Source organism: Nocardioides astragali (genome assembly GCF_024436375.1).
Classification (GTDB): domain Bacteria; phylum Actinomycetota; class Actinomycetes; order Propionibacteriales; family Nocardioidaceae; genus Nocardioides; species Nocardioides astragali.
In genome coordinates this window covers 100,505-113,533 of record NZ_JAFMZM010000004.1, presented here as the reverse complement: position 1 = coordinate 113,533, position 13,029 = coordinate 100,505, and the positions used below count along the sequence as shown (strand labels likewise).

Here is a 13,029-nt window from a genome sequence, read left to right as displayed (position 1 = left end):
GGTTGCGGGTCAGCGCCGGTTTCGGACCGGCTTTCCCCAGCTCGGGCGTGTTGGGTGCCGTCCCGGACGGGTCGGCCTGCGAAGCGTAACCCCGCTCGCGCGCCGGACGCACTTCGGCCCGGCGTCGCGGACGCCGGGCCGAAGTGGTGCGGTGCTGCTGGGTGCTACTGGTGGTGCTGCTGGGTCAGTTGCGGACCCGGAGGGACGTGCGCGCCTCGTCGTCCGAGGTCTTCACGAGCGCGACCCGCCGCTGGTTTCCGGTGGGCAGCGTGAGCTTGCGCACGATCATCGCGCCCGACTTCTTGCCCTTCACGCGACGGAAGTCACCCTTGACCTGCATGCAGGCGCTCTCGCTGGGCGCCAGGCCGAAGACCCGGAACTGGACGCGGTCGCCCGCACGGGCCTGACGACGCACGGACACGATCCGCAGCTTGTCCTTGCTCGCCGGGGCGAACTGGAGGCCGAGGATCGCCTGCGCAGTGGCGCGGCGCCACTCGTCACGGGCGTCGGCCGGGATCCCGGTGGTGGTGGCCGCGGTGACCCGGTCCCTTCGGTAGGCCACGGCACCCGTGTCCTTGGTCAGCGCGGTGCGGCACTTGTACTTGTCGACCGGCTGGTTCTTGCGGACCCACAGGGCAGCCTTGAGGGCCGCGTCGCGGTTCTTGAGCAGCCCCAGGGCGTATCCGCCGAGGGCGGTGGAGTTGGTGTTGATCGACGCTCCCGGGCCCGCGCTGCGGATTGCACCGCTGTTGCGTTGGCGCCCGGCGAGCCACGTGCCCGCCTTGGCCAGAGCGCCCTGGACCGCGGCACTCTTGTCGCCGGACTCCACCAGGTTGATCACCGCGAGGGCGGTGGCGTCGGGGTCGGCCTCGCTGCCCGCGACGCCCTCGGTGCACGACTGGCTGGGCACGTTGGCCTTGTCGAAGTTGAGCCGGAAGTAGCCCGACGCACACTGCTGCTTGAGCAGGAAGTCGCGAGCGGCACCCGCCTCGGCGGAGTTGGCCAGCGACAGGGCGCGCACGGCGTACGACTGGCCGACCACGTTGGCGAAGTCGCCGAACTCGGACTTGTCGGAGATCCGGCCGGCGATCGGGTTCGGCACGCCGTCCTTCACGGCGTCATCAGTGCGCGCCTCGAGCTCGGTGATGAGGTTGCGCCCGCCGTAGCTGGTGGGGTTCTTCTTGGCCGTGCGCGCGAAGGTCGCGGCCTTGGCCAGCGGGCCGGCGTAGGACTCCTTCGTCCCGTCACCGACGTACTCGCCGATGCGCGGCTCGAGGGAGTTGTTGATCGCCGTGACGGTGCCGCCCTGGCTGACGACCGTCGAGAGCGCCAGGCCGGTGTCGATGGTGAGGCCGAAGTCCGGGCCGGCCTTGCCGGGCATGAGTCCGTTGCTGAGCTCCCCCGCGACCCACTCGGCGGCGATCGTCGAAGGAGTGCTGTCGGTGGTCGCGGCTGCCTTGGCGGCACGGAGGGCCGGTGTCGGCTCCGCCGAGGCAGGCGGAGCGGCGAGCACGCCGGCCCCGAGTGCCACGGTCGACAGGGCGACCGCGGCCGATCGGATGGGTCGAATGCGATGGTGCATGACTTCCTTCCCGCTCGCGGGGACCCCACGACGGCATGCAGCCGCCAGTCCCGGTTGATGCGAGCGTTGGTTGGTGATGTGACCAATGTGACTCGCGACGACCATAACAAGTTGTCTAGACCGCGAAGAATCCTCCCGGGGCAACGGTCAGGCGAGCTTCTCCAGGATCAGCTCCCGCACCCGGCCGGCGTCGGCCTGCCCGCGCATCTCCTTCATCACGACACCGATGAGTGCACCGGCCGCGGCGACCTTGCCCTCGCGGATCCTGCCGGCGACGTCGGGGTTGGCGGCGATGGCGCTGTCGACGGCGGCACCGAGGGCACCGTCGTCGGAGACCACGGCCAGCCCCCGGCTCGCGACCACCTCGTCCGGGCTTCCCTCACCGGCCAGCACGCCCTCGAAGACCTGACGGGCGAGCTTGTCGTTGACGGTCCTGTCGTCGACCAGCGCCTGGATGCGCGCGACCTGGGCCGGGGTGATCGGCAGGTCCACGATGTCGACACCGTCCTCGTTGCTGCGGCGGGCGAGCTCGCCGAGCCACCACTTGCGCGCGGCCTGGGGAGCAGCGCCCTCGGCGATGGTCTCCTCGACCAGCCCGAGCGCGCCCGCGCCCACGGTGTCGCGCATCTCGAGGTCGCTGAAGCCCCACTCGGCCTGCAGCCGTGCGCGTCGTACGGTCGGGTTCTCCGGCAGCGTGCCGCGCAGCTCGTCGACCCACTCCCGGCTCGGCGCCACGGGCACCAGGTCCGGCTCGGGGAAGTAGCGGTAGTCCTCGGCGTCGGACTTCTCACGGCCACTGGTGGTGATCGCCGTGTCCTCGTGCCAGTGACGGGTCTCCTGGCGGATCGAGCCGCCGCCGCTGAGGATCGCCGCGTGGCGCTGCATCTCGTAGCGCACCGCCCGCTCGACGGAGCGGAACGAGTTGACGTTCTTCGTCTCGGTCCGGGTGCCGAGCACGCCGCTGCCCTTGGGTGCGAGCGACAGGTTCACGTCGGCACGCAGGTTGCCCTGGTCCATCCGCGCCTCCGAGACACCGAGCGCCACGATCAGCTCGCGCAGCTGGGCGACGTAGGCGCGCGCCACCTCGGGTGCCCGCCCCCCCGCGCCGAGGATCGGGCGGGTGACGATCTCGATGAGGGGGATGCCGGCGCGGTTGTAGTCGACGAGCGAGTAGTCGGCGCCGTGGATGCGGCCAGTGGAGCCGCCGACGTGCAGCGACTTGCCGGTGTCCTCCTCCATGTGGGCCCGCTCGATCTCGACGCGGACGGTCTCACCATCGACCTCGACGTCCATGTAGCCGTCGAAGCAGATCGGCTCGTCGTACTGCGAGGTCTGGAAGTTCTTCGGCATGTCCGGGTAGAAGTAGTTCTTCCGGGCGAAGCGGCACCACTCGGCGATGTCGCAGTTGAGCGCCAGGCCGATCCGGATGGCCGACTCGACGGCCTTGCCGTTGACCACCGGCATCGCTCCGGGCAGGCCGAGGCAGGTCGGGCACACGCCGGCGTTGGGCTCGCCGCCGAAGACGGCCGGGCAACCGCAGAACATCTTCGACGCCGTGTTGAGCTCGACGTGGACCTCGAGGCCGAGCGCCGGGTCGTACGCCGCCAGCACGTCGTCGAAGGGCATCAGCGTGTCGGTCACGGGGGCGGTCATCACTCGGTCTCCAGTCCGGGGGCGCGGTCGAGCAGCGGGCCGCCCCACTGCTCGGCGTACATGGCCTCAAGGGCGGCACCGACGCGGTAGACGCGGTCGTCGGCGAGGGCGGGCGCGAGCACCTGGAAGCCGCTGGGCAGCCCGTCCTCGTCGGCGAGGCCGTTGGGGACCGAGATCCCGGGCACGCCGGCGAGGTTGGCGGGGATGGTGGCGAGGTCGTTGAGGTACATCGCCATCGGGTCGTCGAGCTTCTCCCCCAGCTTGAACGCCGTGGTCGGGGCGGTCGGTGACACGAGGACGTCGACGCTGGCGAAGGCGGCCTCGAAGTCGCGACTGATGAGGGTGCGGATCTTCTGCGCCTGGCCGTAGTAGGCGTCGTAGTAGCCGCTGGACAGGGCGTAGGTGCCCAGGATGATGCGGCGCTTGACCTCGTCGCCGAAGCCGGCGTCGCGGGTGGCGCGCATGACCTCCTCAGCCGACGGGTCGCCGTCCGGGACCACGCGCAGGCCGTAGCGCATCGCGTCGAACTTCGCGAGGTTGCTGGACGCCTCGGCCGGCAGGATCAGGTAGTAGGCGGCGAGCGCGTGCACGAACGACGGGCACGACACCTCGACGACCTCGGCGCCGGCCTTGACCAGCAGGTCGACCGACTCCTGGAAGCGGGCCATCACCCCGGCCTGCCAGCCCTCGCCGGCGAGCTCGGTGATGACGCCGACCTTGACTCCCGACATGTCGCCGGTCGCGCCGGCCTTCGCGGCCTCGGTGAAGGAGGGCCACGCCTGCTGGATCGAGGTGGAGTCGCGCGGGTCGTGGCCGCCGATCAGGTCGTGGAGCATCGCGGCGTCCAGCACGGTCCGGGTGACCGGGCCGGCCTGGTCGAGGCTGTTGGCCAGGGCGACCAGCCCGTAGCGGGAGACGCCGCCGTAGGTGGGCTTCACGCCGACCGTTCCGGTGACGGCGCCGGGCTGGCGGATCGAGCCACCGGTGTCGGTGCCGATCGCGAGCGGGGCCTCGAAGGCGGCGACGGCAGCCGCCGAGCCGCCGCCCGAGCCGCCCGGGATCCGGTCGAGGTCCCAAGGGTTGCGGGTCGGGCCGTAGGCCGAGTGCTCGGTGGAGGATCCCATCGCGAACTCGTCCATGTTGGTCTTGCCGAGGATCGGCAGGCCGGCTGCCCGCAGGCGCGCGACCACCGTGGCGTCGTAGGGCGGGATCCAGCCCTCGAGGATCTTCGAGCCGCAGGTCGTCGGCAGGCCGCGGGTGGTGAGCACGTCCTTGACCGCGATCGGTACGCCGTCCAGCGGGCCGCGTACCTCGCCGCGCGCGCGACGGACGTCGGACTCGGCAGCCTGGGCCAGGGCGCCCTCGCCGTCCACGTGGAGGAAGGCGTGCACGCCCCGCCCGTCAGCAGTGGTGTCGACCGCAGCGATGCGGTCGAGGTGGAGCTGGGTGAGCTCGACGCTGGTGGTCGAGCCGTCCGCCAGCGCCTGGACGAGCTCGGCGGCGGTGGATCGGATGGAGGTCACTGCTCCTCCCCGAGGATCCGCGGGACGGAGAAGCGATGGCCCTCGGCGGCCGGCGCGCCGGAGAGCGCCTCCTCGGCCGTGAGGCCGGGGACGACGACGTCCTCGCGGAAGACGTTGGTCAGCGGGAGCGCGTGCGAGGTGGGGGGCACGTCGTCCCCCGCGACCCCGTTGATGGAGGCGACGGACTCGAGGATGACGCTCAGCTGCGGCGCCAGGTGGTCGAGCTCGGCGTCGGAGAGGTCGATGCGGGCGAGCGTGGCCAGGTGCGCCACCTCGGCCCGGGAGATCTCAGGCATGCGGGCAATCCTAGGTCCACGCCTCGCGCGGTCCCGCCCCCCGGTCGGGTCGGCGTCCCGAACGTCCCGGCCCGCCGGGATCGCTGCCCCATGTGCCGGGACAGGCCCCCGGCGAATCGTCGATCTCAGGGCGCCGGACGGTCCGCCGCCTTGGGTCGAGGTGATCAGGATGAGGACTGGTGTGGCGATCGCGGGGCTGGTCCTGTGCCCCCTCCTGGTGGGCTGCGGGTCAGCATCGCGCCCACCGGCTCCGGACACCGAGCAGGCGGCCGGCGCGGTGCTGCCCGGCCCTCGGGCCGCCGAGGCGAGTCCCGACGACAAGCCCCAGCCCGAGCCGCGCGGCTCCGAGGACTGGCGGATCTCCCGGCAGTCCCGCGACGGTGAGGTCGCGGCGTACACGACACACGCGAGCGGAGTGCCCGGCACCCGGGTCGGGCTCAAGGTCTCCACCACCGAGGGCGGCTACGAGGCAGCCGCCTTCCGGATCGGGTCCTACGAGGGCGGGACGGGCGCGTTCGTGTGGGAGTCGGGGTTCCGGCTCGGTCGCGAGCAGGCACCGCCGCGGTTCGCCTCGCACGAGACCCGCACCGTGGTCGCGCCGTGGACTCGCGACCTCACCGTCGACACCTCGACCTGGACACCAGGGTTCTACGTCTTCCGGCTGCGCACCGACACGGGCTGGGAGACGCAGGTGCCGTACGTCGTGACCTCCCCCTCCGCGGCCGGCACCGTCGCTCTCGTGGCCCCGGTCACGACCTGGCAGGCCTACAACCAGTGGGGTGGCTACAGCCTCTACGCGGGTGCGAACGGGGACTCGCGCAGCCACGTGGTCAGCTTCGACCGGCCCTACAACGGCGCCACCGGGGCCAACGACTACCGCACCGCCGCGATCCCGGTCATCGTCCGGGCCGAGCAGACCGGGGTCCCGCTGTCGTACTTCACCAACGTCGACCTCCACACGAGGCAGGACGCCCTGGCCGGCGCCCGTGGGTACGTCTCGATGGGCCACGACGAGTACTGGACCACGTCGATGCGCGCGGCCGTGCTCGATGCCCGCGACGCCGGGACCAACCTGGCGTTCCTGGGTGCCAACACCATGTACTGGCGGGTGCGCCTGGAGCCGAGCGCGACCGGCCCGGCACGGATGCTGGTCGGCTACCGGCACGACGCCCACCTCGACCCGCTGTACGCCCAGGGGTCGCCCGACGCGACCGCGATGTTCCGCGAGGCGCCGGTCCCCCGCCCCGAGCACGACCTGCTCGGCATGCAGTACGAGTGCTACCCCGTCGACACCGACTACGTCATCGCCAGCCCCGCCTGGTGGGGCTTCCGAGGCACCGGCGTGCGACGCGGCGACCACGTCAGCGGACTGGTGGGGCCCGAGGCGGACCGGGTCTACCCGGACGGACGTCTGCCGCGCCCGCTGCAGGTCCTGAGCCACTCGCCGTACTCGTGCCGCGGCGTCACCACCTCCGCGCAGTCCGTCTACTACACCGCCTCCTCCGGTGCCGGCATCTTCAACGCCGGCACCCTCCGGTGGGGATGTGCCCTCGTCGACCGGTGCGAGCGTCCGCTCGGCAGCGCCACCGCCCGCTTCGTGCGGACGGTGACGGGAACGCTGCTGCGCGAGTTCGCGGGGGGACCGGTCGGCGAGCGGCACCCGGCGCGGGACAACGTCGAGCAGTTCAACCTCTCGCCGGTCAACACGGTCCCGGCGAGCTGAGACACGGGGCGCGTGTTCGGCCATGATGGTTCGCATGGGTCAGCCTCGACGCAGCACCGGTCGCGCGGTGCTGAGGACGGGTGCGGTCGCCGCCGTGACGGTGCTGGCGGCCGCCTGCTCGACGGGTGACACCCCGGACGACAGCGACTCATCCACGCCGGAGTCGGCCGCGCTCCGCGTGCAGACCGTCAGCGGGGCCGACCAGCTCGACGAGCGCACCCGTGCCGAGCTGGAGGGTGAAGTGGGCGACGTGCTCTCGGCCTATGTGGTCGAGGCGTTCCTCCAGGACTTCCCTCGTCAGGAGTTCGTCAGCTCCTTCGAGTCCTTTACCAGCCGTGCGGCCCGTTCCGCCGCGGCGGACATCGACCAGCTCACCGCCGCCACCGTCCGCGATGCCACCGACGTACGCGCGACCGAGCTGGAGGCCCGTCTCTCGTTCCTCACCCAGGGGGACGACGTCCACGGGGGCACGGCGGCGGTCCACTTCGCGTTCGAGGCCACGATGGAGGACGGCACGAAGCGACCACTGGTCCTCGACGGCCGCTTCCTGCTCGACGCCGAGCGCGGCGACTGGTCGATCTTCGGCTACGACGTGGCGTTCGACAACGGCGCCCAGGTCGACGCGGAGTCGCTCCCATGAGGCGGCTGCTCCGCGCGCGCACGCGCTTGGCCCTGCTCCTGACGATGGCCGCACTGGTGCCGAGCGGCTCCGTCCACCCGACGACCATCAGCCTGACGACCATCGGCACCGCCAAGGCCGTCGACGCGGGCGAGGGGGTGCTCTGGGTCCTGGCGCTCGGCTCCGAGGCCGCCCCCGGCGAGGACGTCATGCAGGGACGCACCGATGCCATCCAGCTCATCGGCGTCAACTGGGACACCGGGCGCTCGGTGGCCATCGGCCTGCCCCGCGACCTGTACGTCGAGCTGCCGGAGGGTCGCGCACGGATCAGCACCGCCCTGCAGGAAGGTGGGCCCGAGGGCGCGGCACGCGAGGTGGACGACCTGCTCGGCATCGAGCCGGACCTGGTCCTGGTGACCGGGTTCGACGGCTTCCTCTCGATGATGGACGCCGTGGGAGAGGTCCGCGTCGAGTCCCCCTTCGCGTTCACCACCGAGGACGGCGGGGTCCGGGTGCGACGCGGCAGCAACACGTTCGACCCGCAGGAGGCCCTGGCCTACGTCCGCACGCGGGAGGGCCTGCCGGGAGCCAGTGACTTCGACAGGTCCGCCAACCACCAGCGGCTGCTGCTCGGCGTCCTGGAGCGGCTCCGTGCCGCCGAGGACGAGGAGGGCTTCATGGAGCGTGCCGCCCTGGCCGCCCTCGGCGGCCTCCAGACCGACCTGTCCCCGGCGGAGGTCTTCCGCCTCGTCCAGGCGCTCACGACGGTCGACCCCGAGAAGACGACGACCTGCATCATCAAGGGCGAGTTCGCGGTGGAGTTCGGAGCCGCCGTCGTCCTCCCGGACACCGACCAGGCCCGCGCCGTCGGTGCCGACGCGCTCAAGGACGCGCGGCTCCAGGGTGGCTGCCGCGACGGCTCCGGCTGATCGCTCACCCCAGGCCGGCCTCGCGCGCCTTGACGATCGCCTGCGCCCGGTGGGCGACCTGGAGCTTGGTGAAGATGTTGCTCGCGTGGTTGCGCACGGTCTTCACCGACAGGCCCAGCTGCCGGGCGATCTCGCCGTTCTCCTTCCCCTCCGCGATGAGGCCGAGCACGACCCGCTCGCGCTCGGTCAGGTCGGGGAAGGCACCGGCAGCAGGTCGGCTGCGAGCGGAGGAGAAGTACGACATCACCCGGTCGGCGATGCCCGGACCGAAGATCACCTCGCCGGCGCAGACCGCCTGCACCGCCCGGACGATCTCTCCGCGTCGGGCGCCCTTGAGGAGGTAGCCGCGGGCTCCGGCGCGCACGGCGGCGAACACGGACTCCTCGTCCTCCATCATCGTCAGCACCAGCACCCCGATGTGGGGTGAGGACTGGACGATCTGGGCCGTCGCGTCGATCCCGTTGACCCGCGGCATGTGCAGGTCCATCAGGACGACGTCCGGCTGGAGCTCCAGTGCGAGTGCCACCGCCATCGCGCCGTCCGCTGCCGTGCCGACGACCTCGATGGCGGGCGCCGCGGCCAGCAGGGCCTCCAGGCCGCGCCTGAACTCCTCGTGGTCGTCGGCGACCAGCACCCGGTGGCTCTCCATGCCGATTCTCCCTCCTCAGTGCTCCCCGTCCCCGAGTGGCAGCCTCACGTCCACGACGGTGCCGCCTCCCGGACGCGGCACCGTCTCGAAGGAGCCACCGAGCTCCTCCGCGCGTTCCCGCATCGAGGACAGGCCTACACCCGCAGGACGCTCCGGAGCCAGCCCCGTGCCCGTGTCGGCGATCTCGATCCGGAGCTCACCGTCCTCGCGGGTCAGCCGCACCAGGCAGCCGTCGGCCTGGCTGTGCCGCTGCACGTTGGTGACGGCCTCGACGACGATCCGGTACGCCGCCACCTCCACCGCCGCGGGAAGCGGCTCCAGGTCGTCGTCGGCCTCGACCGTCCACGGCACCCGCACCGCCGCCGCACCCTCGTTGTGCTCGGCGGCGCGGTGGCGCAGCGCGGAGACCAGCCCGAGCTGGTCCAGGGCCGGGGGCCGCAGTCCCTCGACGAGTCGACGTACCTCCCCGATGTCCTCGCGAGCCTGGTCGGAGAGCCGAGCGACCAGCTCGGCGGCGCGCGCCGGGTCCGCGTGGATGAGGTCGGTCGCGCTCTCCAGGCGCATCGCCAGGGTCGCCAGCGAAGGACCCAGGCCGTCGTGCAGGTCACGCCGCAGCCGGCGCCGCTCCTCCTCCCGGGCCGCGACCAGTCGCTGCCGGGACTGCTGGAGCTCACGGTTCGCCGTGACCGCCTGGACGAGGGCGCCGACCTGGGCACCGACGTCCTCGAGGAGCCGTCGGTCCCCCGGGCCGAACGGGTCGTGACTGCTGTCGACCTCGACGCGCAGCCGCCCCAGAGTCGCCCCGCCGACAACGAGGTCCACGGTCGCAGGCAGGCCGTACGGCGCCCCGATGGCGGCAGCGATCGGCTGCGAGGTCGGCGTCGCGAACACGTCGACGGCGGCGAAGGAGAGGTGGAGACGACGGGCCAGCAGCTCGAGGACCTCGCGCAGGGCGTCCTCCGGAGCCGTCAGGGCGTCCAGCCGGCGCAGGTCGGACACCACCCGGTCCGGGAACTCCCGGTCGCCGTAGACCAGTCGGCGCACCGCCCGCTGCACGGCCACGGCCACGGGCAGCAGCAGGAGCGCGACCAGCCCGCCGGCGAGCATCGACCCCGTCGAGATGTCGACGGCGACGTCCACGGCCCGCACCAGGCCGACGAACGCTGCGCCGATCACGACCAGCACGAGGGCCTGGACGAGCCCGCGCCGCACGCGTGGCTCGATCTCGGCGAGCCGGTAGCGCGCAGCGGCCGTGCCGAGGCATCCCAGCGAGACACCGGCCGCGAGGCCGGCGAGGACGTCCCCACGCACCGGCGCGCTACCGGTGACCCAGACGGGCACCTGGCCGAGCAGCACCCAGGCACCCGTCCCCGCCCCCAGTCCGAGCAGCACCAGGCGGGTCGCGAGGACGTCCTCGCGACGCTCGGCGCGCGTGTGCGCGAGGCCAGCGACGACCAGCAGGGCAGCCACGGACGCCCACAGCGCGGGCACCGCGACAGTGCTCAGGACCTGGAGCCGGGCAGGTGGCGAGCCTGCGCCACCGAGGGCGAGTCCCAGCCAGGCGCCGTACCCGGCGAGCGGCGCGAGGAGGGCGGCCGCCAGGACCCACCGACGTCGCCGACCGATGTCCACCAGCCCTGCCACGGACAGCACGAGGGCGACGAGGCCGAGCGCGGCGATGGCCTCACCGAGCACCGGGCGCCACACTCCAGCACCCCCGGCCAGGTCGATCACCCCGGGCCCGAACGGGGCGGAGGTCGCGAGCGCGGGCAACAACGCGGTCGCGGCGAGGTACGCCCGGGCCGCCGAGTCCCTGGGCCGGGTCCAGAACACGACGGAGCCGGCGAGGAGCAGGAGCCCGGACAGCAGCACCACCTGCGGCTCGGCGCGCACCGCGGCCACGACGTCGTACCGCGTCAAGGTCACGTCGACCTGCTGGATCCGGTCGAGCCCGGGACCCGGACGTCGTACCTCGTAGCGGACCACGTCGCCGATCTCTCGTGTCGTTCCGCCGCCCACCCAGTCGGGGATCGTCCGCCCCTCCACGGCCAGCACCTCGTCCCCCGGGAGCAGCGGTGTTCCACCGAAGGTGCGTGCGACCAGGACCGAGTCGCCCCAGCGAGTCCCCGTCGGTGCCGGGGAGGAGGTCACGCTGCTGCCGTCCGACGGACCGACCAGCAGGCTGGCCACCACCCAGACGGCCGGGGCCACCCAGGCGGCCGCGAGCACGAGCAACCGGCTGGCGCGCGACATGCTCGCATCCTGCACCGCCACGCTGGCGGGCGGAAGAGGACTCGCGGCGACCCGGGGGCAGACTCGACCGGGCATCTCCCCACCGGCCCGCCCGAGCCACTAGTCTCCGCCTCACTGTCTGACGGGGGAGGACCATGACGCTGGTGCGCGAGACGGTCGTGGACGGGGTTCGCACGATGTGGGTCGACTCCGGTCGGCCCACCTTGCTGGCGACCCTGATGTTCAGGGCGGGCCGGGCCGACGAGGTCCTGACGACCGCCGGGTGGCTGCATCTCCTCGAGCACCTGGCGCTGCATGGGCTCCACCGAGGCAGCCTGGCCGTCAACGGATCCGTCTCGACGCTGGAGACCACGTTCACCTTCCACGGGCCCGCGGAGCAGGTGGTCACCGCGCTCGCCGAGGTCACCAGGCGCCTGACCTCGCCCGACATGGCGGAGCTGGACCGGGAGCGACGTGTCCTCGCCGCCGAGGCCTCGACGCGTGGCGGGCCGGTGCACCGGGCGTTCGGCCAGCGCTACGGCGCCCGCGGCCCCGGGCTCGCGGCGTACGACGACGTCGCCCTCGGCCGCGCCACGCCCGAGCTCCTCCACGGTCTTGCCCGGTCGGTCTTCGTCGCGAGCAACGCGAGCCTGGCCCTGGACGGGCCTCCCCCGGCAGACCTCGGTCTCGACCTGGCCGAGGGCGACGGCGTACGCAGCGCTCCTGCGGCCGTCCCGGTCGAGCATCCGCGCACGGCCTACATGGAGCCGGTCGGACTCGTGCTCTCCGGCGTCGTCACCCGGTCGGCCGCCCACACGTTCGCCGCCCACATGCTCGAGGACGCGCTGCGACGCCGGCTGCGCGAGCAGGACGGCACGTCGTACGCCCCCTACTCGCTCTACGAGGCCGTGGACGCCGACCACGCGCTCGTGCTTGCCGGGGCGGACGTCAGCCCGACGACTGCGCCGTCCCTGCTGGGCAACGTCATCGACCTCACCGACGCCCTCGCGACGCACGGGCCGGACCCCGAGGCCCTCGCCGACGTCAAGGCTGCGGCGCGGCAGGCCTTCACCGACCCCTACAACATCGGCTTCCTCGCGCACCGGGCCGCGGCCCAGGCATTGCAGGGACGACCGGTCGAGCAGCTCGAGGACGTGCTCGCCGAGCACGATGCGATCGAGGTCGACACGCTCGTACCTGCCCTGAGCGAGCTTCGCGACAGCCTCATCGTCGGCGCGCCGCCGGGCACGGCGCCCCACCGCCGACTCACGCTCAGCGAGCAGCCGGTGGTGGCCACGCCGGCGAAGGGCACGAGAAGCGCCAGCTGGCCTGCCGACGACCACCGGCTGGGCGTCACCGACACCATGCTGACCGTGGGCGACTCGCGACACCACTACCAGTACGACCTCGGCGACCTGGCCGGCTACTTCACGTGGGACAACGGTGCGCGTCGCCTGGTCCTCCACGACGGGTGGGGCTTCACCTTCGTCCCCACGGCATGGGCACGGGGGGACGAGCACGTACGGCGTCTCGACGACCTGGTGAAGGACGACCTGCACCTCCCGCAACCCGACGAGACCGCGCCCGAGCCGGCCGAACGCGACCACCTGGCCGAGCGCCTGTGGCGGGGCTTGGTGCGCTGGAGCGGAGGAACCACACCTGCCCTGCTGATCGCGGCGGTGGTGCTGCTCTACCCGGCCGCGCTCGTCCTGGCGGTGGTGGGCGACCTTCCCGGGCTACCGATCCTGGCGACGATCGCCGCCGTCCTCGTCGTCAAGGGCGTCCGCGTCCGTGTCCCACGCGAGGAGTAGCAGGCCGGTACG

Annotated in this window: 10 protein-coding genes; 4 read left to right on the top strand and 6 right to left on the bottom strand. The window is 72.6% G+C overall.

Going from position 1 to position 13,029, the window contains the following annotated elements:
* Positions 1–184: 184 nt before the first annotated feature.
* The 4 genes from J3P44_RS13805 to gatC all read right to left on the bottom strand — a co-directional run bounded on the left by J3P44_RS13805 (position 185) and on the right by gatC (position 5,054).
* Complete coding sequence (locus J3P44_RS13805) at positions 185–1,582, bottom strand: prenyltransferase/squalene oxidase repeat-containing protein (RefSeq protein ID WP_255891010.1); 1,398 nt, start codon at positions 1,580–1,582, stop codon at positions 185–187.
* 147 nt (positions 1,583–1,729) lie between these two features.
* Positions 1,730–3,235, bottom strand: a complete 1,506-nt coding sequence (gatB, locus tag J3P44_RS13800) for an Asp-tRNA(Asn)/Glu-tRNA(Gln) amidotransferase subunit GatB (RefSeq protein WP_255891009.1) — start codon at positions 3,233–3,235, stop codon at positions 1,730–1,732.
* The gene (gatA, locus tag J3P44_RS13795) at positions 3,235–4,758 is read right to left on the bottom strand and encodes an Asp-tRNA(Asn)/Glu-tRNA(Gln) amidotransferase subunit GatA (RefSeq protein ID WP_255891008.1); all 1,524 of its coding nucleotides are present in this window, start codon (positions 4,756–4,758) and stop codon (positions 3,235–3,237) included. Before gatA ends, gatB begins: the two co-directional genes overlap by 1 nt.
* Positions 4,755–5,054, bottom strand: a complete 300-nt coding sequence (gene gatC / locus J3P44_RS13790; protein ID WP_255891007.1) for an Asp-tRNA(Asn)/Glu-tRNA(Gln) amidotransferase subunit GatC — start codon at positions 5,052–5,054, stop codon at positions 4,755–4,757. The genes gatA and gatC overlap by 4 nt, the downstream gene beginning before the upstream one ends.
* A gap of 169 nt (positions 5,055–5,223) precedes the next feature.
* On the opposite strand from gatC, the gene J3P44_RS13785 reads away from it, so the two are divergent.
* Genes J3P44_RS13785 through J3P44_RS13775 form a run of 3 tightly spaced genes read left to right on the top strand, consistent with a single transcriptional unit; the run spans position 5,224 to position 8,325 of the window.
* Positions 5,224–6,777: a N,N-dimethylformamidase beta subunit family domain-containing protein gene (locus J3P44_RS13785; protein ID WP_255891006.1), complete on the top strand. Its 1,554-nt coding sequence runs from the start codon at positions 5,224–5,226 to the stop codon at positions 6,775–6,777.
* A gap of 34 nt (positions 6,778–6,811) precedes the next feature.
* Positions 6,812–7,417, top strand: a complete 606-nt coding sequence (locus J3P44_RS13780; protein WP_255891005.1) for a hypothetical protein — start codon at positions 6,812–6,814, stop codon at positions 7,415–7,417.
* On the top strand, positions 7,414–8,325 hold the full coding sequence (locus J3P44_RS13775; RefSeq protein ID WP_255891004.1) for an LCP family protein: 912 nt from the start codon (positions 7,414–7,416) through the stop codon (positions 8,323–8,325). Before J3P44_RS13780 ends, J3P44_RS13775 begins: the two co-directional genes overlap by 4 nt.
* Before the next feature lie 4 nt (positions 8,326–8,329).
* Here the strand turns inward: J3P44_RS13775 and J3P44_RS13770 are convergent, their stop codons facing one another.
* Together J3P44_RS13770 and J3P44_RS13765 are read right to left on the bottom strand one after the other, a co-directional pair.
* A complete protein-coding gene (locus J3P44_RS13770; protein WP_255891003.1) occupies positions 8,330–8,974 on the bottom strand; it encodes a response regulator in 645 nt (214 codons plus the stop codon).
* A gap of 15 nt (positions 8,975–8,989) precedes the next feature.
* The gene (locus J3P44_RS13765; protein ID WP_255891002.1) at positions 8,990–11,227 is read right to left on the bottom strand and encodes a sensor histidine kinase; all 2,238 of its coding nucleotides are present in this window, start codon (positions 11,225–11,227) and stop codon (positions 8,990–8,992) included.
* 143 nt (positions 11,228–11,370) lie between these two features.
* Between J3P44_RS13765 and J3P44_RS13760 the strand changes: the two genes are divergently transcribed.
* Positions 11,371–13,017 (top strand): peptidase M16 family protein, encoded by a 1,647-nt coding sequence (locus J3P44_RS13760; RefSeq protein WP_255891001.1) that lies wholly within the window; start codon positions 11,371–11,373, stop codon positions 13,015–13,017.
* The last annotated feature ends 12 nt before the right edge of the window (positions 13,018–13,029 follow it).

Excerpts from the sequence above, each read along its gene's own strand:
- J3P44_RS13805 (WP_255891010.1), bottom strand. The coding sequence starts at position 1,582 with ATGCACCATCGCATTCGACCCATCCGATCGGCCGCGGTCGCCCTGTCG.
- gatB (WP_255891009.1), bottom strand. The coding sequence starts at position 3,235 with ATGACCGCCCCCGTGACCGACACGCTGATGCCCTTCGACGACGTGCTG.
- gatC (WP_255891007.1), bottom strand. The coding sequence starts at position 5,054 with ATGCCTGAGATCTCCCGGGCCGAGGTGGCGCACCTGGCCACGCTCGCC.
- J3P44_RS13785 (WP_255891006.1), top strand. The coding sequence starts at position 5,224 with ATGAGGACTGGTGTGGCGATCGCGGGGCTGGTCCTGTGCCCCCTCCTG.
- J3P44_RS13780 (WP_255891005.1), top strand. The coding sequence starts at position 6,812 with ATGGGTCAGCCTCGACGCAGCACCGGTCGCGCGGTGCTGAGGACGGGT.
- J3P44_RS13775 (WP_255891004.1), top strand. The coding sequence starts at position 7,414 with ATGAGGCGGCTGCTCCGCGCGCGCACGCGCTTGGCCCTGCTCCTGACG.
- J3P44_RS13770 (WP_255891003.1), bottom strand. The coding sequence starts at position 8,974 with ATGGAGAGCCACCGGGTGCTGGTCGCCGACGACCACGAGGAGTTCAGG.
- J3P44_RS13765 (WP_255891002.1), bottom strand. The coding sequence starts at position 11,227 with ATGTCGCGCGCCAGCCGGTTGCTCGTGCTCGCGGCCGCCTGGGTGGCC.